Source organism: Mitsuaria sp. PDC51, from assembly GCF_900113225.1.
Lineage (GTDB): Bacteria > Pseudomonadota > Gammaproteobacteria > Burkholderiales > Burkholderiaceae_C > Roseateles.
Genome location: NZ_FOZE01000002.1, coordinates 146,134 through 170,711, shown reverse-complemented (window position 1 = coordinate 170,711; position 24,578 = coordinate 146,134). Strand labels below are relative to the sequence as shown.

Sequence of the window (24,578 nt, the reverse complement as noted above, 5' to 3'; positions counted from 1 at the left end):
TCAGCCCGCATCGGGCGACACCAGCCGGTATCCGATGCCCGGATGGGTCTTCAGCAGCGGGACGGGGAAGGGCTTGTCCAACGCCGAGCGCAGCGCGTGGATGTGGGTGCGCAGCGCATCGCTGTCGGGCGGGTCGTTGCCCCAGACCTCGCGTTCCAGGTCCTCGCGGCGGACCAGCTTGGGGGCCTCGCGCAGCAAGGCCGAGAGCAGCTTGTAGCCCGTGGGCGTGAGCTGCAGCGGCTTGCCGGCGCGGGTGGCTTCCAGCGTGTCGGGGTCGAAGCTGACGTCGGCGTAGCTCACCGCCGAGCTCAGGTTCAGCCCGTGAGAGCGCCGCATCAGCGCCTTGAGGCGGATCTCCAGCTCGACCAGCGAGAAGGGCTTGACCAGGTAGTCGTCGGCGCCGCTCTCGAAGCCGGTGACCTTGTCGGCGATGGTGTCGCGCGCGGTCAGCATCAGGATGGGGGTCGGCCGGCGGAAGTCCTTGCGCAGGCGCCGGGCCACGTCCAGCCCGTCCAGGCCGGGCAGGGTCAGGTCCAGCACGATCGCGTCGTAGGAGCCGGCGGCGGCCTGCGCCAGCCCGCCCAGGCCGTTGCGGGCCACGTCCAGCTCGTAGCCCATCGGCTCGAGGTAGGCGAACAGGTTGGCGACGATGTCCGGGTTGTCTTCGATGACCAGCAGCTTCATGACGAGGCTCACGTTCCTGCGGCGCCGGGCGCCGCGTCGTCCTGGGGAGGGAGCCCGGAGGGGGGGAAGTCCCCCGCCGGGCCCGCGGATGCCGGGAATGCTATGCGAGTCGGCCCGCGCCGACCTGTCGCTGGGCTGTCGCCCGGCGCGGCCGGGGTAACGGCCCCGGGAGCGGCCTTGGGATCGGCGCAAGCAGCGGGCGATCTGCGCGCAAGGGGCCAAAACTTCCAGGGTTCCAACGCCTTCGTCACCTTTCGTGACGCAAGTCCCGCTGCGGTCACCGACCGAGCGGTCGGGAGATGACTTGAAATGCGGCGCAGGCGCATAATTTGCGGGTTAACCCCTATGCTTGCCCCCCTCTTCTCCATCCCGGCCGTCGAGCGGCTCACCCACACGCCCCGGCTGACCCTGCGTCCGCCCGCGGCGGCGGACGCCCGGACCTTCCGCGACCTGCTGTGCGACCCGGCGAATCGTCGATTCGAATCCGGCGGTCCCGCCATGTCCGAGCGGCTGGAGCAATGGCGCGGGCTGTGGGCGCGCGACGGGCTGGGGCCGTGGGCGGTTTCGCTGCGCGAGCAGCCCTCGCTCGGGGCGATCGGCTTTGGCGGCCTGAGCCGGGGGCGGATCTGCGGCGCGCCGGCGCTGCTGCTGGAGTTCCACTTCCTGTCCGACCACTGGGGCCAGGGGTATGCGGCGGAGATGTCGCTGGCGGCGCTGGCGCTGGCCTTCGACAGCCTGCACGCGACCTCGGTGCAGGCGCTGCTGGCGCCGGGCAACACCGCGGCGCGCAAGACGCTGGAGCGGGTCGGGCTGCGGCTGACCGGCTCGGTCGCCGAGCATCCGGGCGAGGCGGCCAGCCTGCTCTACGAGATCAACGCCGCGCAGTACGCCGCGCATCCGCCGGCGCAACCCGAGGCGACGCCGTTCGGCGCCTGAGGCCGGCCGGCCCCGCGCCCACGGACCAGCACCGCCCCGACACCGCTACTGCTGCGGATACACCCGCAGCCCCGCGAGGTCCAGCACCCGCAATCCGCCGTACTCGACCGCGATGAGCCGCTGCGCCTGCAGGTGGCGCAGGGCCTCGTTGACGCGCTGGCGCGAGAGCCCCACCAGATGTCCCAGTTCCTGCTGCGTGATGCGCAGCAGCCCGTTCACGCCGGGGTACAGCTGCGGATGGAACAGCGCCGCCAGGTTGCGGGCGACGCGCAGGTCGGGATCGCTCTGGCGGTCGATCTCGCGCGCGGCGATGAACTGGCCCAGCCGCTCGTTGAGCTGGTTGAGCACGTAGCGGTTGAAGGCCAGGCTGGTCTCCAGCAGTTCATGGAAGCTGTCCAGCGGCAGGCCGGCGACGACGCTGCGGCGCAGCGCCTGGATGTTGTAGCGGTAGGCCTCGCGCTTGAGCAGGGTGCCCTCGCCGAACCAGCCGCCCGGCGGCACGCCGGTGAAGGTGACCTGGCGCGCCGCCGCCTCGTCATTGCTCATCTTGAGCAGGCCGTCGATGACGCCGAACCAGAAATTGGCTTCGCGCCCGATGCGGCAGATGCGCTCGCCGACCTCCACCTCCGCCACCTGGATGCTGGCGGAGACTCGCTCGCGCAGTTCCGGCTCGATCGCCTTCAGCCAGGGGATGGCGCCCATCTCCTGCGCGCTTGCGGCCCGCGCCCGCAGCCGCAGCGGCTGCGTCGGCACGGCCCCCGACAGGGACGGGTGCAGGGGCGGCGGGGACGGCGAACCCAGCGCGGCGCGGACAGCGGTGTCGGTGATCGAGGCCATCCCCCGTTCATCGCGCCGGCGCATGACAACAGCCTGACGCGCCCCCCTGGGGAAAACGCTGCCCCGAACTCTCCCTAGGAATGTCGTCGCAACGACAACACGGCGTCAATGAGCCGGCCTACAGTCCATTTACCCCGCGGCATGAGCGCCTCCACCAGAGACGGCGACAGCGGGGACCACAAGGAGACGACGGTGGACCAGACCTTCCCCCGCTTGCTGCTCGCCCATGCACGGCAGCGCCCCGGCGCGCCGGCGCTGCGCGAGAAGGAGCTCGGCATCTGGCAGACGCTGGACTGGGCCGGGCTCGCGGCGCTGGTGCGTGATCTCGCGCACGGCTTCGCCGCCGCCGGCATGGCGCGCGGCCAGCATCTGGTGGTCATCGGCGAGAACCGGCCGCGGCTGTACGCGGCGATGCTCGCCGCGCAGTCGCTGGGCGCGATCCCGGTGCCGCTGTACCAGGACGCGGTGGCCGCCGAGTTCGTCTACCCGCTGCAGAACGCCGAGGTCGCCTTCGCCGTCGTCGAGGACCAGGAGCAGGTCGACAAGCTGCTCGAGATCCGCGACCAGTGCCCGGCGCTGCGCCGCGTCTGGTTCGACGATCCGCGCGGCCTGCGCCATTACGCGGCCGACGGCCTGGGCTCGATCGACGGCCTGTGCGACGACGGCCGCGCCCATGCGATGCGCCATCCCGGCTGGTTCGAGCGCGAGGTCGAGGCCGGCCGCGCCGAGGACGTGGCGGCGATGTTCTTCACCTCCGGCACCACCGGCCACCCGAAGGGCGTGGTCCACACCCATGCGACGCTGATCGACCGCGCGCAGGCGGGCGCGCGCTTCGACCGCCTCACCCACGACGAGGAGGTGCTGGCCTACCTGCCCTGCGCCTGGATCGGCCAGAACATCTTCAGCTATGCGCAGTGGCTGGCCTGCGGCTACGTCGTCAACTGCCCCGAGTCGGCCAGCACCGTCAGCATCGACCTCAAGGAGATCGGCCCGACCTACTACTTCGCGCCGCCGCGCGTCTTCGAGGGCCTGCTCACCAGCGTGATGATCCGCATGGAGGACGCCGGCGCGCTCAAGCGCTGGCTCTTCGCCCGCTGCATGGCGCTGGCCCGTCGCGTCGGGCCCGCGCTGATGGACGGCCAGCCGGTCGGCGGCTGGGAGCGCTTCAAGTACCGGCTCGGCGACCTCGCCGTCTACGGGCCGCTGCGCAACGCGCTGGGCTTCTCGCGGGTGCGCGTGGCCTACACCGCCGGCGAGGCCATCGGCCCGGACCTGTTCAGCTTCTACCGCTCGATCGGCATCAACCTCAAGCAGCTCTACGGCTCGACCGAAACCGCGGTCTTCGTCTGCCTGCAGCCCGACCACGAGGCCCGGTCCGACACCGTCGGCGTGCCCATCGACGGCGTGGAGATCAAGCTCGCCGAGAGCGGCGAGATCCTGGTGCGCTCGCCGGGCCTGCTCAAGGGCTACTACAAGAACCCCGAGGCGACGGCCGAGGTGCTGGGCGCCGACGGCTGGTACCGCACCGGCGACGCGGGCTTCCTCGATGCCGGCGGCCACCTGAAGATCATCGACCGCGCCAAGGACGTCGGCCGGCTGCGCGGCGGCGCGCATGACGGCGCGATGTTCGCGCCCAAGTACGTCGAGAACAAGCTCAAGTTCTTCGCCTTCGTGAAGGAGGCGGTGGCTTTCGGCGATGGCCGCGACCGCGTCTGCGCCTTCGTCAACATCGACTTCGAGGCCGTCGGCAACTGGGCCGAGCGCCGCAACCTGCCCTACGCCGGCTACACCGACCTGGCCGGCAAGCCCGAGGTCTACGCGCTGATCCGCGACTGCGTGGAGAAGGTCAACGCCGACCTCGCGCAGGACGAGCGTCTGGCCGGCAGCCAGATCACCCGCTTCCTCGTGCTGCACAAGGAGCTGGATGCCGACGACGGCGAGCTCACCCGCACCCGCAAGGTCCGCCGCGGCGCGATCGCCGACAAGTACCGGGTGCTGATCGAGGCGCTCTACGACGGCCGGCCGTCGCAGTACATCGAGACGGCGGTCCGCTTCGAGGACGGCCGCACCGGCAGCGTCGCCGCCGACCTGCGCATCGAGGAGGCCCGCACCTTCTCGCCCACCCGGAGGGCCGCCTGATGAGCGCCATCGCCACCGCGCCGGGCTCGGCGCTGTTCCAGGATGCCCAGGCCGCCGCGGCCGTCGCCGATCCGGGCGCGCCCGCCGCGAGCGAGTCGCCCGCCGCGCAGCGCCGTGTCGGCGAGGTGATCCTGGAAGTCAGCAACATCACGCTGTCCTTCGGCGGCGTGAAGGCGCTCAACGACATCAGCTTCGACGTCCGCGAGCACGAGATCCGCGCCATCATCGGCCCCAACGGCGCGGGCAAGAGCTCGATGCTGAACTGCATCAACGGCGTCTACCAGCCGCAGCAGGGCCGGGTGCTGTTCCGCGGCGAGGACGTGCGCCGGCTGAGCCCGCGCACGCGGCTGCGCCGCATGGCCGAGATGGGCGTGGCGCGCACCTTCCAGAATCTGGCGCTGTTCAAGGGCATGAGCGTGCTGGACAACATCATGAGCGGCCGCAACCTGCGCATGCGCACGGGCCTGTTCGCACAGGCCTTTCGCAATCCGTGGTGGAGCCCGGCGGAGCGTGAGGAGATCGCGCACCGCGAGCACGTCGAGCGCATCATCGATTTCCTCGAGATCCAGCCGTATCGCAAGACGCCGGTGGGCCGGCTGCCCTACGGGCTGCAGAAGCGCGTCGACCTGGGCCGCGCGCTGGCGATGGAGCCCAAGGTGCTGCTGCTGGACGAGCCGATGGCCGGCATGAACGTCGAGGAGAAGCAGGACATGTGCCGCTTCATCCTGGACGTCAACGACGAGTTCGGCACCACCATCGTGCTGATCGAGCACGACATGGGCGTGGTGATGGACATCAGCGACCGCGTGGTGGTGCTGGACTACGGCCGCAAGATCGGCGATGGCCGGCCCGACGAGGTCCGCGCCAACGAGGACGTGATCCGCGCCTACCTCGGCGCCTCGCATTGACGGCAGGACGCAGGAGCGATCGACATGGGCTTCTTCCTCGAAACGCTGATCGGCGGCCTGATGACGGGCATGCTGTATTCGCTGGTGGCGCTGGGCTTCGTGCTCATCTTCAAGGCCAGCGGCGTCTTCAACTTCGCGCAGGGCGCGATGGTGCTGTTCGCGGCGCTGGCGATGGCGCGCTTCGCCGAGTGGATCCCGCGCTGGACCGGCCTGAGCGGCAAGCTGGCCGTCAACCTGCTGGCCTTCCTGGTGGCGATGGCGCTGATGGTGGCCGTCGCCTGGCTGATCCAGAAGCTGGTGCTGTCGCGCCTGGTGAACCAGGAAGGCATCACGCTGCTGATGGCCACGCTGGGCATCACCTACTTCCTGGACGGCTTCGGGCAGACGTTGTTCGGCTCGGACATCTACAAGATCGACGTGGGGCTGCCCAAGGACCCGGTGTTCCTCATGGAGCAGAGCTTCCAGGGCGGCGTGATGGTCAACCAGGAGGACCTGGCGGCCGCGCTGATCGCCGCTGTGCTGGTCGCCGCGCTGTCGCTGTTCTTCCGCTTCACCGGCACCGGCCGCGCGCTGCGCGCGGTGGCGGACGACCACCAGGCGGCGCAGTCGATCGGCATCCCGCTGTCGCGCATCTGGGTGATCGTGTGGAGCGTGGCGGGCTTCGTCGCGCTGGTGGCCGGCATCATCTGGGGCTCCAAGCTGGGCGTGCAGTTCTCGCTCTCGCTGGTGGCGCTCAAGGCGCTGCCGGTGGTGATCCTGGGCGGGCTGACCTCGGTGCCGGGCGCCATCATCGGCGGGCTGATCATCGGCGTCGGCGAGAAGCTGTCGGAGATCTACATCGGCCCGTCGCTGGGCGGCGGCATCGAGATCTGGTTCGCCTACGTGCTGGCGCTGGTCTTCCTGCTGGTGCGGCCGCAGGGCCTCTTCGGCGAGAAGATCATCGACCGCGTCTGAACGGCCCGAACGCCTGAAACGGAGAACGACATGCTCTATCGCGAGAACGGCCAGTTCAAGACGAGCTACGGCGCGGACCAGCAGATCTTCCCGATCGCGCAGGACCGCGTGGCCATGGGGCTGCTGCTGGCGCTGGCGGTCATCGTGGTGCCGGGACTCGCGAGCGAGTACCTGCTGCGCGCGATCCTCATCCCCTTCCTGATCCTGTCGCTGGCGGCGCTGGGCCTGAACATCCTGGTCGGCTACTGCGGGCAGATCTCGCTGGGCACCGGCGGCTTCATGGCGGTGGGGGCCTACGCGGCCTTCAACTTCCTGGCGCGGGTGGACGGCATGCCGGTGGTCGCCGCCATCCTGCTGGGCGGGCTGTGCGCCACGGTGGTGGGCGTGCTCTTCGGCATCCCGTCGCTGCGCATCCGCGGCCTGTACCTGGCCGTCGCGACGTTGGCCGCGCAGTTCTTCTGCGACTGGGCCTTCCTGCGCATCAAGTGGCTGACCAACGATTCGCCCTCGGGCTCGGTCGGCGTGTCCGGCCTGTCGGTGCTCGGCATGCCGATCGAGACGCCGGTGCAGAAATACCTGTTCTGCCTGGGCTTCGTGCTGGTGTTCGGGCTGATCGCCAAGAACCTGGTGCGCGGGCACATCGGCCGCAGCTGGATGGCGATGCGCGACATGGACGTCGCCGCCGCCGTCATCGGCATCCGCCCGATGGCGGCCAAGCTCAGCGCCTTCGCGGTCAGCAGCTTCATCGTCGGCGTGGCCGGCGCGCTGTGGGCCTTCATCCACCTGGGCTCGTGGGAGCCGGCGGCGTTCTCCATCGACCGCAGCTTCCAGCTGCTGTTCATGGTCATCATCGGCGGGCTGGGCTCGATCGCCGGCGCCTTCTTCGGCGCCGCCTTCCTGGTGGTGCTGCCGATCGTGCTGGACAACCTGCCGTACTGGTTCGGCATCCCGATCGACACGGCGCTGGCCTCGCACCTGACCACGATGATCTTCGGCGCGCTGATCGTGTTTTTCCTGATCGTCGAGCCGCACGGCCTCGCGCGGCTCTGGCAGATCGCGAAGGAGAAGCTGCGCCTGTGGCCCTTCCCGCATTGATTCAGCAGTTCCCCCGCAGTCCTTCCGGTTCCGACACATTCAACAAGGCATCACGAGTGCCACCAGGAGACAGACCGATGAAGCCACACAAGACCTCGACGATCGCGGCGCGCGCCGCGCTGATGCTGGCCGCCGCGGCCAGCCTGCTGGGCGGCTCGGGCGCCGCGCTGGCGCAGGCCAAGGAGCAGTTCATCCCGCTGCTGGTCTACCGCACCGGCCCGTATGCGCCCAACGGCACGCCGTGGGCCAACGGCAAGCAGGACTACCTGAAGCTGATCAACGCGCGCGACGGCGGCATCAACGGCGTGAAGATCACCTTCGAGGAGTGCGAGACCGGCTACGCCACCGACAAGGGCGTCGAGTGCTACGAGCGGCTCAAGGGCAAGGGCGCATCGCTCTTCGATCCGCAGGCCACCGGCATCACCTTCGCGCTGACCGACAAGGTGCCCACCGACAAGATCCCGCTGGTGACGCTGGGCTACGGGCTGTCGGCCTCGCAGGACGGCAATGTCTTCAAGTGGAATTTCCCGATGATGGGCAGCTACTGGACCGCCGCCGACATGCTGATCCAGCACCTGGCGAAGAAGGAGGGCGGCTTCGACAAGCTCAAGGGCAAGAAGATCGCGCTGGTCTATCACGACTCGCCCTTCGGCAAGGAGCCCATCCCGCTGCTGGAGGAGCGGCAGAAGATGCATGGCTTCGAGCTGGTGAAGATTCCGGTGACCGCGCCCGGCGTCGAGCAGAAGTCGGCCTGGCTGCAGGTGCGCCAGCAGCGTCCGGACTACGTGCTGCTGTGGGGCTGGGGCGTGATGAACTCGACCGCGCTGAAGGAGGCCCAGGCCACCGGCTATCCGCGCGAGAAGATGTACGGCGTGTGGTGGGCCGGCGCCGAGCCCGACGTCAAGGACGTGGGCGAGGGCGCCAAGGGCTACAACGCGCTGGCGCTGAACGGCTCGGGCCAGCAGGCCAGGGTCATGCAGGACATCCTCAAGCATGTCCATGAGAAGGGCCAGGGCAGCGGGCCCAAGGACGAGGTCGGCTCGGTGCTGTACACGCGCGGGATGATCATCTCGATGCTCAGCGTCGAGGCGATCCGCCGCGCGCAGGAGCGCTTCGGCAAGGGCAAGGTGATGACCGGCGAGCAGGTGCGCTGGGGACTGGAGAACCTGTCCATCGACCAGAAGCGGCTCGACGCGCTCGGCCTGGGCAACCTGATCCGGCCGATCTCCACCTCCTGCCAGGACCACATGGGCTCCACCTGGGCGCGCGTCCACACCTGGGACGGCAGCAAGTGGAACTTCTCCTCCGACTGGCTGCAGGCCGACGAGCAGATCATCAAGCCGATGGTCAAGGCGGCGGCGGACAAGTACGCCAGCGACAAGAAGGTCACCCGCCGCACCCCGGCGGACTGCCAGAGCTGAGCCCGGAGCGCGCCATGACCAATGTCCTTCTGAACGTCAACGGCATCGAGGTCATCTACAACCACGTGATCCTCGTGCTCAAGGGGGTCTCGATGCAGGTGCCGGAAGGACGCATCGTGGCGCTGCTCGGCGGCAACGGCGCCGGCAAGACCACGACGCTGCGCGCGGTGAGCAACCTGCTCGCCGGCGAGCGCGGCGAGGTGACCAAGGGCTCGATCGAGCTGCGCGGCGAGCGCATCGAGCGCCTGTCCACCTCCGCCATGGTCGACCGCGGCGTCATCCAGGTGATGGAAGGCCGTCACTGCTTCGCGCACCTGACGATCGAGGAGAACCTGCTGACCGGCGCCTACACCCGCAAGGACGGCAAGGCCGCGGTGGCCGAGACCCTCGAGAAGGTCTACGCCTACTTCCCGCGCCTGAAGACGCGGCGCGGCTCGCAGGCGGCCTACACCTCCGGCGGCGAGCAGCAGATGTGCGCGATCGGGCGCGCGCTGATGGCCAATCCGAAGATGGTGCTGCTGGACGAGCCCTCGATGGGCCTGGCGCCGCAGATCGTGGAGGAGGTCTTCGAGATCGTCCGCGACCTCAACCAGAAGGAGCGCACCACCTTCCTGCTGGCCGAGCAGAACACCAGCATGGCGCTGCGCTACGCCGATTACGGCTACATCCTCGAGAACGGCCGCGTCGTCATGGACGGCGAGGCCCAGGCGCTGCGGGACAACGAGGACGTGCGCGAGTTCTACCTCGGCATGGGCGGCACCGACCGCAAGAGCTTCCGCGACGTCAAGAGCTACAAGCGCCGCAAGCGCTGGCTGGCCTGAGGCCCGCCGCCGCGCGCCCTGACCGGAGATCCAAGGGAGAGCAGTTCATGGACAACGACTTCTTCGCGCCACCGCCGTTCAAGGTCGAGGAGGCGCTCGTGCAGCTCCGCCGCGCGCTGCGCGACCTGCGCCAGCTCATCGAGCGCGGCGACAGCTGGAGCTTCGAGGGCAGCGAGGTCCTCCGGCTGTCGGCCGGGGACGGCCAGATCAGCGCGCAACTGGCGAAGAAGCCGATGCGCAGCCCCGACTGGGAGACCCGCGCCTGCCGCAGCGCCGCCGAGGTGCGCAAGCTCCAGGACGACCTCAAGCGCCGGCTCGCGCAATGGGCGGACGAGTGATGGCCGCGGAGTTCTACGACACCCTCGAGGCCCGCGATCCCGCGCTCCGCGAGGCCGCCCTGATGGCGGCGCTGCCGCACCAGGTCGCCAACGCGCGGCAGCACACCGAGGCCTTCGCCGCGCTGCTGGCCGAGGTCGAGCCCGACCAGGTCCGCAGCCGCGCCGCGCTGGCCCGGCTGCCGGTGACGCGCAAGTCGGAGTTGCTGGCGCGCCAGCAGGCGGTGCGCGCCGACGGCGGGCGCGGCGCCTTCGAGCCCTTCGGCGGCTTCTCGACCATCGGCTGGCGCGGCCTGAAGCGCGACACCGGCGCGCGCCGCGTGTTCCAGTCGCCGGGCACGATCTACGAGCCCGAGGGCCTGGGCCGCGACTACTGGCGCGTCGGACGCGCGCTGCACGCGGCCGGGCTGCGCGCCGGCGACCTGGTTCACAACTCCTTCAGCTACCACCTCACCCCCGCCGGCGCCATGATGGAAGGCGGCGCCGAGGCGCTGGGCTGCACGGTCTTCGCCGGCGGCGTCGGCAACACCGAGCTGCAGCTGCAGGCGATGGCCGAGCTGCGGCCCCATGCCTACGTCGGCACGCCCAGCTTCCTTAAGATCCTGCTCGACAAGGCGGCCGAGCAGGGCCAGCCGCTGTCGGTGCGCAAGGCGCTGGTCAGCGGCGAGGCCTTCCCCGCCGCGCTGCGCGACTGGTGCGTGGAGCGCGGCGTGACCGGCTTCCAGTGCTACGCCACCGCCGACCTGGGCCTGATCGCCTACGAGACCTCGGCCCGCCAGGGCCTGGTCGTGGATGAAGGCGTCATCGTCGAGATCGTCCGCCCCGGCACCGGCGACCCCGTGCCCGAGGGCGAGGTCGGCGAGGTCGTCGTCACCACCCTCAACCCGGATTACCCGCTGATCCGCTTCGGCACCGGCGACCTGTCGGCGGTGCTGCCGGGCAGCTGCCCGACCGGGCGCACCAACCTGCGCATCAAGGGCTGGATGGGGCGCGCCGACCAGAGCGCCAAGGTGCGGGGCATGTTCGTGCATGCCGGCCAGGTCGCCGAGGTGCTGCGGCGCTTCCCGCAGGCGCGGCGCGGGCGGCTGGTCGTCGAGGGGGAGATGGCGCAGGACCGGATGACGCTGCGGGTGGAGACCGACGGCGCCGTCCCCGAGGGCCTGGCGGACCAGCTGGCCGTCGCCTTGCGCGAGGTGACCAAGCTGCGTGGCGAGGTGGCCTTCGTCGCCGCCGGCGCGCTGCCCAACGACGGAAAAGTCATCGAGGACCTGCGCAAGTTCGACTGATTTCCCGCTGTTTCGCGGCAGATGCCCGGGCCCCGGGCCCCGCAGGAGGCCGGCTTACGTAGTTTCCGAAGGTTGCAGGGAAGGGCGGCGACCTAGCATCCGCGCCATCACCCACACCTCCATCGAGGAAGAGACAGCCATGAAGAAGACCTTGCTCGCCTGTGTCGCGTTGCTGAGCGTCGGCGCCGCCTGGGCCGAATATCCCGACAAGCCGGTGACCATCGTCGTTCCGTTCGCCGCCGGCGGCCCGACCGACAAGGTCGCCCGCGACCTGGCCGAGGCGCTGCGCAAGCCGCTGAACGCGACCATCGTGATCGAGAACGTCGGCGGCGCCGGCGGCACGCTGGGCGCCACCAAGGTGTCCAAGGCCGCGCCGGACGGCTACACCCTGCTGCTGCACCACATCGGCATGTCGACCGCGCCGGCCCTGTACCGCAACCTGCAGTACAAGACCCTGGACGACTTCGAGTACCTCGGCCTGATCAACGAAGTGCCGATGACGCTGATCTCGCGCCCGAACCTGCCGGCCAACAACTACGCCGAGCTGCAGAAGTGGCTTCACGCCAACCAGGGCAAGATCAACCTGGCCAACGCGGGCCTGGGGTCGGCCTCGCACCTGTGCGGCCTGCTCTACATGAGCACGATCAAGATCGACATGACCACCGTCCCCTACAAGGGCACCGGCCCGGCCATGACCGACCTGATCGGCGGCCAGGTCGACATCATGTGCGACCAGACCACCAACACCACCTCGCAGATCGACGGCGGCAAGGTCAAGGCCTTCGCGGTCTCGACGTCCAAGCGCCTGGGCGGCTCGCTGGCCAAGCTGCCGACGCTGGACGAATCCGGCGTGAAGGGCTTCAACGTGTCGATCTGGCACGGCATGTACGCGCCCAAGGGGACGCCCAAGGCGGTGCTGGAGAAGATCAACGCCGCGCTGAAGACGGCGCTCAAGGATGCCGACTTCCACAAGCGCGAGGAAGCGCTGGGCGCGGTGATCGTGACCGACAACCGCGTGAACCCGGCCGAGCACAAGAAGTTCGTCGAGGCCGAGATCCACAAGTGGACCCCGGTCATCAAGGCGGCCGGCCAGTACGCTGACTGATTGCCGATTGATCGCCGGCTGATCGCCCCGCAAGCCCGCCTCCTGGCGGGCTTTTTCATTGCGGCGGGCGCCGGGTCACGCCGGCGAGCGGCACACCACCGACAGCTTGTTGCCGTCCAGGTCGCGGAAGTAGGCCGCGTAGAAGTTGGGCCCGTAGCTCTCGCGCAGGCCGGGACGGCCTTCATCCCGGCCGCCGCCGGCCAGCGCCGCCGCGTGGACCGCGTCGACCTGGGCCCGCGTCGAGGCGGCCAGTCCCAGCATCGTGCCGTTGCCGGCGGTCGCGTCCAGGCCGTTGAAGGGCTGCACGATCCACAGCTGGGTCTCGCCGCCCTCGGGGCCGTAGCCGACCATCTCGTCGTCCGCGTAGCCGGGCTTGAGGCCCAGCGGCGCGAGCACCGCGTCGTAGAAGGCCTTGGCCGCGCGGCGGTCGTTGCTGCCCAAGGTCACGTAGCTGATCATCGTTGGCTCCCCTTCATCGGGTGGTCGTTCAAGTCGTCGCTCGGAGGTCTGTCACATCCGCATCGGAATGGTCACCGGCCCGTCGTTGACCAGGCTGACCTGCATGTCGGCGCCGAATTCGCCAGTGTGCACGACCGGATGCTGCGCCCGGGCCGAGCGCACCAGGTGCTCGTAGAGCCGGCGGCCGAGCTCGGCGGGCGCGGCGCCGGTGAAGCTGGGCCGGTTCCCGCCGGAGGTGTCGGCCGCCAGCGTGAACTGCGAGACGACCAGCAGCCCGCCGCCCACGTCCTGCAGGCTGCGGTTCATCTTGCCGGCCTCGTCGCTGAAGATGCGCAGCTTCAGGATCTTCTGCAGCAGCTTGTCGGCCACCGCCTCGTTGTCCTGCGGCTCGGCGCAGACCAGCAGCAGCAGGCCCGGCCCGATGCGTCCGGTGCAGCGGTCGCCGACATCGACCCGGGCTTCCTTCACGCGTTGGAGCAGCGCGATCATGCCTGTCCTTCCTTGGGGGTGGGCGGGGTGAGGGGGGAGGGGGCGCCGGGGGCGTCCTTCGGGGTGTCCTCCTGCGCCTGGGCCTGGACCTGGGCCTCCCGCGCGGCCTGCTCGGCGAAGCGCGTCTCGACATTCACCGGCAGCAATTGGATGCTGGCGCGGATGCCGGGCAGCGCGCGCATCAGCGCCCGCTCGACCTCGCCGCGCAGCTTCGCGGCCTCGCCCAGCGTCCAGCGCGCCGGCACGTGCAGGTGGAAATCGACATAGCGGCGCTGCCCGGCCACGCGAGTGGCGACATGGTCGAAGCGCAGCTCCGGCGACGCGAAGCCCTTCAGCACGGCGGAGATCGCCTGCTGGTCCTCGGGTTCGAGCGCCATGTCCATCAGGCCGGCGGTGGAGCGCCACATCAGGTGCATCGCCTCGCGCAGGATGTTCAGCGCCACCAGGATGGCCAGCACCGGATCCAGCCAGGTCCAGCCGGTGAGCAGCACGCCGACCAGCCCGGCCACGACGCCGACCGAGGTCCAGACATCGGTGAAGAGGTGGCGCGCGTCGGCTTCCAGCGCGATCGAGCGGTGCTCCCGCGCCGCCCGCAGCATCTTCCAGGCCAGCGCGCCGTTGATCGCGGTGCTCACCAGCGACAGCACCATGCCGACGCCCAGCGCCTCCAGCGGCTGCGGCGTGCGCAGCCGCTCGATCGCGGCCCAGCCGATCCCCAGCGCGGCCACCAGGATCAGCGCGCCCTCGAAGGCGCTGGAGAAGTACTCCGCCTTGTGGTGGCCGAAGGGGTGGTCCTCGTCGGGCGGACGGCGGGCGATGGTCACCATCGCCAGGCCGAAGAGCGCGCCGGCCAGGTTCACCCCCGATTCGAGCGCGTCCGACAGCAGGCCCACCGAGCCCGTCCACCACCAGGCGGCCGTCTTCAGGGCGATGGTCAGCACTGCCACGAGGACCGAGAGCTTCAGGTATTGCTGCACTTGCATGGCGTCGATTTTGCCGGTCCTAGAATGGCGCCCGTTCGACTTGCGCGCCCTCCCTGGAGGGTCCGCCCCGCGACCCCATCCGCCACCCCTTCCGCCTCATCCGGACAGCACCATGAGCAACACCCCGCCCGTCCACGACGCCGACCTCAGCCACATCCCGCCGCGCGACAAGGCGGAGCTGCTGTCCCAGGCGCTGCCCTACATCCGCAAGTACCACGGCAAGACCATCGTCATCAAGTACGGCGGCAACGCGATGACCGATCCGGCGCTGCAGCAGGACTTCGCCGAGGACGTGGTACTGCTCAAGCTGGTCGGCCTGAACCCGGTGGTGGTGCACGGCGGCGGTCCGCAGATCGAGGACGCGCTCAACAAGCTCGGCAAGAAGGGCCACTTCATCCAGGGCATGCGCGTCACCGACGAGGAGACGATGAGCGTCGTCGAATGGGTGCTGGCCGGCGAGGTGCAGCAGGACATCGTCGGCCTGATCAACGTCGCCGGCGGCAAGGCCGTGGGCCTGACCGGCCGCGACGGCGGCATGATCCGCGCCAAGAAGCTCAAGCTGATCGACAAGGACGATCCGGCCAAGGAGCACGACGTGGGCTCGGTCGGCGACATCGTCGCGATCGACCCCAGCGTCGTGAAGGCGCTGCAGGACGACCAGTTCATCCCGGTGATCAGCCCGATCGGCTTCGGCGAGAGCAACGAGAGCTACAACATCAACGCCGACGTCGTCGCCGGCAAGCTGGCCGAGGTGCTCAAGGCCGAGAAGCTGGTGCTGCTGACCAACACCCCCGGCGTGCTCGACAAGCAGGGCAAGCTGCTGACCGACCTGTCGGCCCGCGAGATCGACGAGCTCTTCGCCGACGGCACGCTGTCCGGCGGCATGCTGCCCAAGATCGCCTCGGCGCTGGACGCGGCCCGCAGCGGCGTCAAGGCGGTGCACATCATCGACGGCCGCGTGCCCCACGCGATGCTGCTGGAGATCCTCTCCGAGCAGGCCTACGGCACGATGATCCGCTCGCATTGAGCTGAGTTCGTGCCCCGGGGGCGTCCCCGGCGCTCCCCCAGAGGGGCGAAATTCCCCACCGAGCCCCCTCCGAACGAGGGGGCTCGGTCGTTTCCGGGAGCGTGCTTTGCCCTCGCGTAACGCTCAGGAGTCGGGGATGGTCGAAGGTCATACCACTGCAAGCTGGGGATTGCCGCTGAAAGACGCGACATCCCAGAATGCGCCCCGCAGCGGCTCCATAGCCGTGAGGGATTGCATGTCACTGTTCAGCGTCTTGATCGTCGAAGATCAGCTTCGCTTCCGCGAAGCGTTCGCCCATGCCCTGGAAAAAGCGCCGGACATCCGTCTGGTGGGCATGGCCACCGATCTCCAGCAGGGGCGGAAGATGTTCGACCAGACGCGTCCCGACGTGTTGCTGGTCGACCTCGACCTGCCCGGCGGCAGCGGGATCGAACTGATCCGCCATGCCGCGCATGTCGCGCCGGAGTGCGAGGTGATGGTCATCTCGGTCTTCGGCGACGAGCAGCATGTGCTCTCGAGCATCGAGGCCGGCGCGACCGGCTACCTGCTCAAGGACTCGCTGGCGCTGGACCTGCCCGGCCAGCTGCGCTCGCTGCGCGCGGGCGGCAGCCCGATCTCGCCGGTGATCGCGCGCCGCCTGCTGCTGCGCCTGGCGCCGCAGGGCGCGGGCGCCCATCCGCGCGGCTTCGGCGAGTCGGCCCCGATGCCGCTGGTCGACGAGCAGGTCGTGGCCCTGTCCGAGCAGGAATCGCGGGTGCTGCACCTGGCCGCCAAGGGTTTCACCTTCGACGAGATCGCGCAGTTCATGAATGTGTCGCCGCACACGATCATGACTTACGTGAAACGCACCTACCGCAAGCTGCAGGTGCGCTCCAAGGTCGAGGCCATCTACGAGGCGCGGCGCCTGGGCTGGCTGCGCGACTGACCGGACCGGGGCCGCGCCCGCGGCCAGCGCAGCGGCACCACGCGTGGGTGCCGTCGGGCCGCTGATCGCCGGCCGCCGGCCCGTACGGCGTCCGGCATCGGCGTCAAGGCGGTGTTCGGGCTGTGCCAGAATCGCCGCACACTTCGGCCCCTCCCATGCACACCAGCCCCCCGGATACCTCGGACTCCGCCGCCGCCAAGCCGGCCGAGCTGCCACGCAAGCGGCTCAAGCCAGGGGAGCGCCGGGTGCAGATCCTGCAGACGCTGGCCAGCATGCTGGAACAGCCCGGGGCCGAGCGCGTCACCACCGCCGCGCTGGCCGCGCGGCTGGAAGTCAGCGAGGCCGCCCTCTACCGGCACTTCGCCAGCAAGGCCCAGATGTTCGAGGGCCTCATCGAGTTCATCGAGACCAGCATCTTCTCGCTGCTCAACCAGATCGCCGAGCGCGAGACGGATGGCCTGGCCCAGGCGCAGCGCATCGTCGCGGTGCTGCTGCAGTTCGGCGAACGCAACCCGGGCATGGCCCGCGTGATGGTCGGCGACGCGCTGGTCTACGAGAACGAGCGTCTGGTCGCGCGCATGAACCAGTTCTTCGACAAGGTCGAGTCCTCGCTGCGCCAGGCGCTGCGCACCGCGGCCGAGGCCTCGGGCTCGAGCACCCCGACGGTCGAGGCCCAGGCGCAGGCCTCGGTGCTGGTGAGCTTCATCATTGGCCGGCTGCAGCGGTATGCGCGCTCCGGCTTCAAGCGGCTTCCCACCGAACAGTTGGATGCCGCAATGCGAATGCTCGCCTGAGTCCGGCCGCCGCCCAGCGCCCGCCGACCGGGGGCGCGGCCCCTACACTCGGCCCCATGTCCGACGCCCTTGATGCCCTGCTGCGGCGCGCCGACGCGCTGCTGAGCCGCCTGGAGGCCGTGCTGCCCCAGCCCCTGACGCCGCCCGACTGGGAGGCGGCGGTCGCCTTCCGTTACCGCAAGCGCGGCGCGAGCGCGCGGCTCGACCCGGTGCGCCACCTGTCGACGATCCGCCTGGCCGACCTCAAGGAAGTCGAGCCGCAGAAGGAGCGGCTGCTGCGCAACACCCGCCAGTTCGTGCAGGGCCAGCCCGCCAACAACGTGCTGCTGACCGGCGCGCGCGGCACCGGCAAGAGCTCGCTGATCAAGGCCTGCCTGAACGAGTTCGCCGGCCAGGGGCTGCGCCTGATCGAGGTCGACAAGGCCGACCTGGTCGACCTGCCGGACTTGGCCGACCTGGTCGCCGACCGGCCGGAGCGCTTCGTGATCTTCTGCGACGACCTCAGCTTCGACGAGGGCGAGGCCGGCTACAAGGCGCTGAAGTCGATGCTGGACGGCTCGGTCGCCGCCGCCACCGACAACCTGTTGATCTACGCCACCAGCAACCGCCGCCACCTGCTGCCCGAGCAGATGAAGGACAACCTCGGCTACACCCACTCGGAGCGCGACGGCAACGTCGAGGTGCATCCGGGCGAGGCGGTGGAGGAGAAGATTTCGCTGAGCGAGCGCTTCGGGCTGTGGATCAGCTTCTACAGCTTCAGTCAGCAGGAGTACCTGGCGATCGTCGCCCAGTGGCTGTCGCACTTCGGTCTGGACGCCGCCCGCATCGAGGCGGCACGCCAGCCGGCGCTGGTCTGGGCGCTGGAGCGCGGTTCGCGCTCGGGCCGCGTCGCCTACCAGTTCGCCCGCGACCTGGCCGGCCGCGGCGGTGCCGATGAAGGCATGGCGCCGGTCGCGTCCGTCGCTGCGACCGCGGACCGCGACGCACCGGAGGGCCTCGACCATGTCTGAGCCGCAACAGGCCAATCCGCACAGCCCGTCCGCCGCCACCGACCGTGTGCCGGTGGACGTTGCCGTCGGCGTGCTGGTGCGCCGCGAGGCGGGCGGCCGGGAGACCGAGTTCCTGCTGACCTCGCGCCCCGAGGGCAAGGTCTACGCCGGCTACTGGGAGTTCCCGGGCGGCAAGCTCGAGGCGGGCGAGACGGTGGAACAGGCACTGCGCCGCGAGTTGCACGAGGAACTCGGCATCACCATCGGCGCGGCCCATCCCTGGAAGATCGAGCTGATGGAGTACCCGCATGCCAAGGTGCGGCTGCACTTCTGCAAGGTCTACGAATGGACCGGCGAGTTCGAGATGCGCGAAGGCCAGGCCATGAGCTGGCAGCACCTGCCGGTGCAGGTCCAGCCGGTGCTGCCGGGCACGATCCCGGTGCTGCAGTGGTTCGCGGCGGAGCGCTTCCATGTCGGGCTCACCCATGTCGTCTGAGGGCGCGCGACCGGCGGCGTCGGCAGGGCCGGACTACACTGCCGCGATGGACTGGCTCGATCAGATCAAGTGGGACCGCGACGGCCTGGTGCCCGTCATCGCGCAGGAGCAGGGCTCCGGCGACATCCTGATGTTCGCGTGGATGAACCGTGAGGCGCTGGCCCGCACCGCCGAGCGTGGCGAAGCGGTGTACTGGAGCCGCTCGCGCCAGAAGCTGTGGCACAAGGGCGAGGAGTCCGGCCATGTGCAGCAGGTCCACGGCATCCGCCTGGATTGCGACAACGACGTGGTGCTGCTCACCATCACCCAGCACGGCCATGAGCCCGGCATCGCCTGCCACACCGGCCGCCACAGCTGCTTCTTCCAGAAGCTCGAGCAGGGTCGCTGGACCACCGTCGAGCCGGTCCTCAAGGACCCGGCCACCATCTACAAGGCCTGAGCGCGATGAGCACCGACAACACCGCCGCCGGCGCGTCCCTCTCGCGGGACGTGCTCGCGCACCTGGGCGACGTGGTCGCGCAGCGCCGCGCCGAGGGCGATCCCGACAAGAGTTATGTCGCCAGGCTCTTCGCCAAGGGCCTGGACCAGATCCTCAAGAAGGTGGGCGAGGAAGCGACCGAGGTCGTGATCGCCGCCAAGGACGGCGCGCCCGACAAGTTGGTCTACGAAGTCGCCGACCTGTGGTTCCACTCGATCGTGGCGCTGGCCGCGCTCGACGTGCGGCCCGAGCGGGTGCTGGCCGAGCTCGCCCGCCGCGAAGGCCTGTCCGGCCTCGAGGAATTCGCCAGCAGACAAGCACAGGAGCGCCCATGACCGAGTCGTTCGATCCGCCACCGCCGTCCGTTGCCCTGGATCCGCAGCGCGAGGCCAGTCTGCGCACCGTCGGCATCATTAGCTACGTGCTGCACGCGATCGTCGCCATCGGCGCACTGCTGCCCGGCGTGCAGGCCAGCATCGTGCTGCTGATCGTCGCGGTGATCGTCGACCTGGTGAAGCGCGACGAGGCCGTCGGCACCTGGCAGGCCACCCACTTCTCCTGGCGCCTGCGCAGCGTGCTGTGGTGCGGGATCCTGTACGTGGTGACGATCCCGCTGTGGCTGCTGTTCATCATCCCGGGCTGGATCGCCTGGTGCCTGATCTCGATCTGGTTCCTGTACCGCATCGTGCGCGGCTGGCTGGCGATGAACGACCGCCGGCCGATGCCGACCTGAGGCAGCGCCTCGCCGCCTCGCCCTCCGCCTGATTCCGGTTCGCCGCAATTCCCGACCGCCGCTCCCGCCGCCACCATGAGCCACGACCCCAACTGCATCTTCTGCAAGATCGTCCAGGGCCAGATTCCCGCCAGGAAGGTCTACGAGGACGACGACCTGATCGGTTTCCACGACATCCACCCGTGGGCGCCGGTGCATTTCCTGCTGATCCCCAAGCAGCACATCGCCAGCATGGCCGACCTGCAGCCCGAGCATGCGCCGCTGCTGGGCAAGATGTCGGTGCTGGTGCCGCGGCTGATGAAGGAACTGGGCGTCACCAACGGCTTCCGCACCGTGGTCAACACCGGGGCGGACGGCGGTCAGGAGGTGTTCCACCTCCACATGCATGCGATCGGCGGGCCTCGCCCCTGGTCGAAGGGCTGAACATCCCCCGCTTCGCCCGCGGCCGCCCCGGAAAGCCAGCGCCGACCGCTCGATATACGAGGGGTTGCGTTCGCCCAGCGGGTAGGGTGAGGCGCATAAGCCGCTGATGCGGGCAGGGAGGGGCGCAGATCGCCGGTATGGCTGTCATGAGCGCCCCTTAGAATTTCGACTTCCGACTCTGGAGAATGTCATGGGTAGTTTGAGCATCTGGCACTGGCTGATCGTGCTGGTGGTCGTCATCGCCGTGTTCGGCACCAAGAAGCTGCGCAACGTGGGCGGCGACCTGGGCGCCGCGGTCAAGGGCTTCAAGGACGGCATGAAGGACGGCACCTCGTCCGACGCGCCGCCGCAGCAGGTGGCCAACACCAACAAGGCGGCCGATCCGAACACCGTCGACGTCGACGCCAAGACCCGTAGCTGAGCACGACCCGCATGGTCGATTTCGGCTTCGACAAGCTGATCCTGATCGGCGCGGTGGCGCTGGTCGTGCTCGGCCCTGAGCGCCTGCCGCGCGTGGCCCGCACGGTGGGCACGCTCCTGGGCAAGGCGCAGCGCTACGTCGCCGACGTGAAGGCGGAAGTGAACCGGTCCATCGAACTGGAGGAACTCCAGAAGATGAAGGGCCAGTTCGAGACCGCCGTCAGCGACGTGCACGCCAGCGTCCAGGAGCAGGTGGATTCCGCCAACCAGGCGCTGCAGTCGACCTGGTCCGACCTGTCCGTCGACGGCACGTCGGCGGATGGCTCGATCGGCGGCTACGCGTCGCCGGTCCCGGTCTACGCGCATCCGAAGAAGAACTGGCGCCTGAAGCGGGGCGCCACGCCGCTCTGGTACAAGCAGCGGCTGGGCGTGAAACGCCATGCCCAATCCGGCGCGGCCCGCGTGGCGCGCTTCCGTCCTCCTCGCCGAGCCTCATGAGCAGCCCCCAAGAAGACGAACTGGCCGGCACCGAACAGCCCTTTGTGTCCCACCTCATGGAGCTGCGCGACCGGTTGATCCGGGCGCTGCTGGCGATCGGGGTGGCCTTCGGCCTGCTGTGCGCCTGGCCCGGTCCCGGCGGCCTGTTCGACCTGCTGGCCGTGCCGCTGGTGTCGCACCTGCCGCAGGGCAGTTCGATGATCGCGACCAACGTGCTGTCGCCCTTCCTCGTGCCGCTGAAGATCACGCTGCTGGCGGCCTTCCTGCTGGCGCTGCCGGTGGTGCTGTACCAGGTCTGGGCCTTCGTCGCGCCGGGCCTGTACTCGCACGAGAAGCGGCTGGTGATGCCGCTGGTGGTGTCCAGCACGCTGCTGTTCTTCGCGGGGGTGGCGTTCTGCTACTTCTTCGTGTTCGGCAAGGTCTTCACCTTCATCCAGAGCTTCGCGCCCAAGAGCATCACCGCCGCGCCGGACATCGAGGCCTACCTGGGCTTCGTGATGAACATGTTCATCGCCTTCGGCGCCGCCTTCGAGGTGCCGGTGGTCGTCGTGGTGCTGGCCCGCATGGGCATCGTCACGGTGGCGCAGCTCAAGCAGTTCCGCGGCTACTTCATCGTGCTGGCCTTCGTCATCGCGGCCGTGATCACGCCGCCGGACATCGTCTCGCAGCTCGCGCTGGCGATTCCGATGTGCCTGCTGTACGAAGTGGGCCTGTGGGCCGCCGGCGCCTTTGCCCGCTACACCCGGGCGCCGGACGATACCGAGGAACACAAGGGCACGACGGCCGGTTGAGACGGCACGAGCCCTCAGCCAGGACCCCAAACAAGAACGCCCGGTGCACTGCACCGGGCGTTTTTCATTGGGGGGTCGGGAAGGTGGCTCGTCGGCCGCCGGCCGATGTCGCTCACTCCGTCTTGGCTTCCGCCTTGCGTTCCTGGGCCACCTTGGAAACCGCGACCGGCTTGCCCTGCAGCTGGTTCAGCGCCTGGCGCAGCGGGAAGTCCTCGCTACTGCCGAACTCGGGCAGCGGCTTGGGCGGCTCGGCGCGCTTGGCGTAGTCGGCCTCGAGCTTCTGGCGGCGCTCCTCGCGGATCTTCTCGAGTTCCTTCGAGCGCGCCTCTTCCGTCTTCTCGTCGGCGCTGTGCAGGTGCTTCTCGAGGTCGGCCTCGCGCATGCGCAGCTCGGCGAAGACGTTGCCCTCGGCGGTCTCGTCCAGCGGGATGTCCGGCACGATGCCCTTGGCCTGGATCGAGCGGCCGCTGGGCGTGTAGTAGCGGGCGGTGGTGAGCTTGACCGCGGTGTCCGGGCCGAGCTGGCGCACCGTCTGCACCGAGCCCTTGCCGAAGGTCTGCAGGCCCATCACCGTCGCGCGCTTGTGGTCCTGCAGCGCGCCGGCGACGATCTCGCTGGCCGAGGCGGAGCCTTCATTGACCAGCACCACCAGGGGCACGCTCTTGAGCGCCTCGGGCAGGCGGCGCAGCGGGTCGCCGGAGCCGCGGCGGGCGTAGAAGTCGGGATCGGCGCGATAGCTGGCCTTGGATTCGGCGAGCTGGCCGTTGGTCGACACCACTTCCACGCCCTTGGGCAGGAAGGCCGCGGAGATGGCGACGGCGCCTTCGAGCAGGCCGCCCGGGTCGTTGCGCAGGTCCAGCACGACTCCCTTGATCTTGGGGTCCTGCTTGTAGAGGTCGGCGAGCTTCTGGGTGAAGTCCTCGACGGTGCGGTCCTGGAACTGGCTGACGCGGATCCAGGCGTAGCCCGGCTCCACCATCTTGGCGCGCACGCTCTGGACGCGGATTTCCTCGCGGGTGATCGTGATCGGGAAGGTGCGGCTCTCCGACTTGCGGTAGATCGACAGCGTGACCTTGGTGGCGGGTTCGCCGCGCATCTTCTTGACCGCCTGGTCGAGCGTCAGGCCGCGGACCGCGGTGTCGTCGATCTTGCTGATCAGGTCGCCGCTCTTGAGGCCGGCGCGGAAGGCGGGGCTGCCTTCGATCGGCGAGACGATCTTGACCAGGCCGTCCTCCATGCCGATCTCGATGCCGACACCGACGAACTTGCCGGAGGTGCTTTCGCGGAATTCCTTGAAGCTCTTCTTGTCGAAGAACTGGGAGTGGGGGTCCAGGCCGCTGACCATGCCGGAAATGGCATCGTTGATCAGCTTCTTCTCGTCGACGGATTCGACGTAGTCGGACTTCACGATCCCGAAGACGGCGGCGAGCTGCTGCAGTTCCTCGAGCGGAAGGGGGCTGGTCGTGCTGCGCGCATTGGCCTGCAGCTGCATCGTCGTCATGACCCCGGCCATCGCTCCCAACGCGACCCAGCCCGCGACTTTCAGTTTGGCGCCCATGATGAAAAACCTTGAATCAGTACAGCCTGGCTGCTTGGCGCCGCTTGTTCGTCCCCGTTGCGCGGGACGGAACAAAGGCGTTCCCAGTATATGCGTCGGGCAAAAAGGCGGCCCGGCATGAAAAGTCGGTTTACCCCGCTTTTACGCGTACCGCGCGCAATCCTGGCGCTTTGCCGATCCCGTTCGTCACGGGGGGCGATGACTTCCGGCAGGGCAGGGCCGCGCCGGGGGTGCGCGTCGCGCCGGTCGGTGCCATGATGGCCCGATCGCCAGCCGCGGCGCGTACCCGCGCCGCCGTCGTCAGCCTTTCAGGAGCAGAGCCATGGCCTTGCCGCATGCCGCCCCCGCCCAGCCGATCGATGTCGCGCCGCTTGGCGCCGCCTTGTCCGGGACGCCGTCCTCCGCGCTGTTCAAGTCGGAGGGCCTGGAGGTGATGCGGGTGGTGCTGCCGCGGGGCAAGTCGCTGCCGCCGCACAAGGTGGACGGGGAGATTACGCTCCATTGCCTGGAAGGCGAGCTCGAACTGAGCGTGCTACGCGACGGCGCCGAGCAGCGCCAGCGCCTGCGCGCGGGGCAGCTCTGTTATCTGGAGGGCGGGGTGGTGCACGGCGTGACCGGCGTCGTGGACGCGTCGGCGCTGGTGACGATCGTGCTGAAGCGCTGAATCGTTGGTGCGGCGCGAGACCCATGCGAGACCGGCGCGGGGCGTCTGTGGTCCCTCCGGCGGTCAGCCGCTTGTCGGGCCACTCGCACCAGGCCACTCGCGCTCTTGCGGATCGGCTTGAGCTGGCCGAAGTCCTGCATCACGAGCTGAGCAAAACAACTGCGCCCCATGAAGAGAAGCCATGTTTCGTTCATCCTGGTGGCCTGCGCAGCCGCATTGGGCCTTTGGGCATATCGCGGTGACGGTGACCCAGTTAGTCTGCGCGCGCCATCGCTCGGAGGAACTGCAGCGATAACGGAAATGGCTTCTCCAGCGTCTCATCCGAGGGCA

Annotated in this window: 29 protein-coding genes; 23 read left to right on the top strand and 6 right to left on the bottom strand. The window is 69.3% G+C overall.

The window, feature by feature from the left end:
• Positions 1-684 carry a response regulator transcription factor gene (locus tag BM393_RS12195; protein ID WP_091725845.1) on the bottom strand — a complete coding sequence of 228 codons (684 nt, stop codon included), beginning with the start codon at positions 682-684 and terminating at the stop codon, positions 1-3.
• Between the two features lie 345 nt (positions 685-1,029).
• Between BM393_RS12195 and BM393_RS12190 the strand changes: the two genes are divergently transcribed.
• The gene (locus tag BM393_RS12190) at positions 1,030-1,620 is read left to right on the top strand and encodes a GNAT family N-acetyltransferase (protein WP_175538317.1); all 591 of its coding nucleotides are present in this window, start codon (positions 1,030-1,032) and stop codon (positions 1,618-1,620) included.
• Positions 1,621-1,665: 45 nt separating this feature from the next.
• On the opposite strand, the gene BM393_RS12185 is transcribed toward BM393_RS12190, so the two are convergent.
• Positions 1,666-2,322: a Crp/Fnr family transcriptional regulator gene (locus BM393_RS12185; protein WP_404932661.1), complete on the bottom strand. Its 657-nt coding sequence runs from the start codon at positions 2,320-2,322 to the stop codon at positions 1,666-1,668.
• 327 nt (positions 2,323-2,649) lie between these two features.
• Here BM393_RS12185 and BM393_RS12180 point away from each other — a divergent pair, with 327 nt between their 5' ends.
• The 9 genes from BM393_RS12180 (at position 2,650) to BM393_RS12140 (ending at position 12,521) form a co-directional block, all read left to right on the top strand.
• Entirely contained in the window at positions 2,650-4,596 is a 1,947-nt protein-coding gene (locus tag BM393_RS12180; protein WP_091731366.1) for a long-chain fatty acid--CoA ligase, read from the top strand.
• Positions 4,596-5,504, top strand: coding sequence for an ABC transporter ATP-binding protein (locus tag BM393_RS12175; RefSeq protein ID WP_091725836.1), 909 nt, complete (start codon positions 4,596-4,598; stop codon positions 5,502-5,504). Before BM393_RS12180 ends, BM393_RS12175 begins: the two co-directional genes overlap by 1 nt.
• 24 nt (positions 5,505-5,528) lie before the next feature.
• The gene (locus BM393_RS12170; protein WP_091725832.1) at positions 5,529-6,458 is read left to right on the top strand and encodes a branched-chain amino acid ABC transporter permease; all 930 of its coding nucleotides are present in this window, start codon (positions 5,529-5,531) and stop codon (positions 6,456-6,458) included.
• A gap of 30 nt (positions 6,459-6,488) precedes the next feature.
• Positions 6,489-7,553 (top strand): branched-chain amino acid ABC transporter permease, encoded by a 1,065-nt coding sequence (locus tag BM393_RS12165; RefSeq protein WP_091725828.1) that lies wholly within the window; start codon positions 6,489-6,491, stop codon positions 7,551-7,553.
• Between the two features lie 77 nt (positions 7,554-7,630).
• Positions 7,631-8,974: an ABC transporter substrate-binding protein gene (locus BM393_RS12160; protein WP_091725824.1), complete on the top strand. Its 1,344-nt coding sequence runs from the start codon at positions 7,631-7,633 to the stop codon at positions 8,972-8,974.
• Positions 8,975-8,988: 14 nt separating this feature from the next.
• The gene (locus BM393_RS12155) at positions 8,989-9,795 is read left to right on the top strand and encodes an ABC transporter ATP-binding protein (protein WP_091725821.1); all 807 of its coding nucleotides are present in this window, start codon (positions 8,989-8,991) and stop codon (positions 9,793-9,795) included.
• Between the two features lie 47 nt (positions 9,796-9,842).
• Complete coding sequence (locus BM393_RS12150) at positions 9,843-10,133, top strand: hypothetical protein (RefSeq protein ID WP_091725818.1); 291 nt, start codon at positions 9,843-9,845, stop codon at positions 10,131-10,133.
• A complete protein-coding gene (locus BM393_RS12145; protein WP_091725814.1) occupies positions 10,133-11,416 on the top strand; it encodes a phenylacetate--CoA ligase family protein in 1,284 nt (427 codons plus the stop codon). The genes BM393_RS12150 and BM393_RS12145 overlap by 1 nt, the downstream gene beginning before the upstream one ends.
• Before the next feature lie 139 nt (positions 11,417-11,555).
• Entirely contained in the window at positions 11,556-12,521 is a 966-nt protein-coding gene (locus BM393_RS12140) for a tripartite tricarboxylate transporter substrate-binding protein (protein ID WP_091725811.1), read from the top strand.
• 75 nt (positions 12,522-12,596) lie between these two features.
• On the opposite strand, the gene BM393_RS12135 is transcribed toward BM393_RS12140, so the two are convergent.
• Genes BM393_RS12135 through BM393_RS12125 form a run of 3 tightly spaced genes read right to left on the bottom strand, consistent with a single transcriptional unit; the run spans position 12,597 to position 14,452 of the window.
• Positions 12,597-12,980: a VOC family protein gene (locus BM393_RS12135; protein WP_091725807.1), complete on the bottom strand. Its 384-nt coding sequence runs from the start codon at positions 12,978-12,980 to the stop codon at positions 12,597-12,599.
• A 51-nt stretch (positions 12,981-13,031) separates the two neighbouring features.
• On the bottom strand, positions 13,032-13,469 hold the full coding sequence (dtd, locus tag BM393_RS12130; RefSeq protein ID WP_091725803.1) for a D-aminoacyl-tRNA deacylase: 438 nt from the start codon (positions 13,467-13,469) through the stop codon (positions 13,032-13,034).
• Positions 13,466-14,452, bottom strand: a complete 987-nt coding sequence (locus BM393_RS12125; protein ID WP_091725799.1) for a cation diffusion facilitator family transporter — start codon at positions 14,450-14,452, stop codon at positions 13,466-13,468. The genes dtd and BM393_RS12125 overlap by 4 nt, the downstream gene beginning before the upstream one ends.
• Positions 14,453-14,564: 112 nt before the next feature.
• On the opposite strand from BM393_RS12125, the gene argB reads away from it, so the two are divergent.
• The 12 genes from argB (at position 14,565) to tatC (ending at position 22,026) form a co-directional block, all read left to right on the top strand.
• Positions 14,565-15,479 (top strand): acetylglutamate kinase, encoded by a 915-nt coding sequence (argB, locus tag BM393_RS12120; protein WP_091725796.1) that lies wholly within the window; start codon positions 14,565-14,567, stop codon positions 15,477-15,479.
• 136 nt (positions 15,480-15,615) lie between these two features.
• Positions 15,616-16,404 carry a response regulator transcription factor gene (locus BM393_RS12115; RefSeq protein WP_310732152.1) on the top strand — a complete coding sequence of 263 codons (789 nt, stop codon included), beginning with the start codon at positions 15,616-15,618 and terminating at the stop codon, positions 16,402-16,404.
• 155 nt (positions 16,405-16,559) lie between these two features.
• Positions 16,560-17,198, top strand: coding sequence for a nucleoid occlusion factor SlmA (slmA, locus tag BM393_RS12110; protein WP_091725790.1), 639 nt, complete (start codon positions 16,560-16,562; stop codon positions 17,196-17,198).
• A 56-nt stretch (positions 17,199-17,254) separates the two neighbouring features.
• Entirely contained in the window at positions 17,255-18,208 is a 954-nt protein-coding gene (locus tag BM393_RS12105) for an ATP-binding protein (protein ID WP_091725786.1), read from the top strand.
• Positions 18,201-18,683, top strand: coding sequence for an NUDIX domain-containing protein (locus BM393_RS12100; RefSeq protein WP_091725781.1), 483 nt, complete (start codon positions 18,201-18,203; stop codon positions 18,681-18,683). The genes BM393_RS12105 and BM393_RS12100 overlap by 8 nt, the downstream gene beginning before the upstream one ends.
• A 46-nt stretch (positions 18,684-18,729) precedes the next feature.
• A complete protein-coding gene (gene hisI / locus BM393_RS12095) occupies positions 18,730-19,122 on the top strand; it encodes a phosphoribosyl-AMP cyclohydrolase (RefSeq protein ID WP_091725777.1) in 393 nt (130 codons plus the stop codon).
• A 5-nt stretch (positions 19,123-19,127) separates the two neighbouring features.
• Complete coding sequence (locus BM393_RS12090) at positions 19,128-19,496, top strand: phosphoribosyl-ATP diphosphatase (protein ID WP_091725772.1); 369 nt, start codon at positions 19,128-19,130, stop codon at positions 19,494-19,496.
• Complete coding sequence (locus BM393_RS12085) at positions 19,493-19,894, top strand: hypothetical protein (RefSeq protein WP_091725769.1); 402 nt, start codon at positions 19,493-19,495, stop codon at positions 19,892-19,894. The genes BM393_RS12090 and BM393_RS12085 overlap by 4 nt, the downstream gene beginning before the upstream one ends.
• 75 nt (positions 19,895-19,969) lie before the next feature.
• Positions 19,970-20,317 (top strand): histidine triad nucleotide-binding protein, encoded by a 348-nt coding sequence (locus BM393_RS12080; RefSeq protein WP_091725766.1) that lies wholly within the window; start codon positions 19,970-19,972, stop codon positions 20,315-20,317.
• A 190-nt stretch (positions 20,318-20,507) separates the two neighbouring features.
• A complete protein-coding gene (tatA, locus tag BM393_RS12075; protein ID WP_091725763.1) occupies positions 20,508-20,738 on the top strand; it encodes a Sec-independent protein translocase subunit TatA in 231 nt (76 codons plus the stop codon).
• 11 nt (positions 20,739-20,749) lie between these two features.
• Positions 20,750-21,235, top strand: a complete 486-nt coding sequence (tatB, locus tag BM393_RS12070; protein WP_091725760.1) for a Sec-independent protein translocase protein TatB — start codon at positions 20,750-20,752, stop codon at positions 21,233-21,235.
• Positions 21,232-22,026, top strand: a complete 795-nt coding sequence (tatC, locus tag BM393_RS12065; protein ID WP_091725756.1) for a twin-arginine translocase subunit TatC — start codon at positions 21,232-21,234, stop codon at positions 22,024-22,026. Before tatB ends, tatC begins: the two co-directional genes overlap by 4 nt.
• Positions 22,027-22,138: 112 nt before the next feature.
• On the opposite strand, the gene BM393_RS12060 is transcribed toward tatC, so the two are convergent.
• Positions 22,139-23,584 carry a S41 family peptidase gene (locus BM393_RS12060; protein WP_091725752.1) on the bottom strand — a complete coding sequence of 482 codons (1,446 nt, stop codon included), beginning with the start codon at positions 23,582-23,584 and terminating at the stop codon, positions 22,139-22,141.
• Positions 23,585-23,906: 322 nt separating this feature from the next.
• Here BM393_RS12060 and BM393_RS12055 point away from each other — a divergent pair, with 322 nt between their 5' ends.
• Positions 23,907-24,248 carry a cupin domain-containing protein gene (locus BM393_RS12055; protein WP_091725747.1) on the top strand — a complete coding sequence of 114 codons (342 nt, stop codon included), beginning with the start codon at positions 23,907-23,909 and terminating at the stop codon, positions 24,246-24,248.
• Positions 24,249-24,578 lie beyond the last annotated feature (330 nt).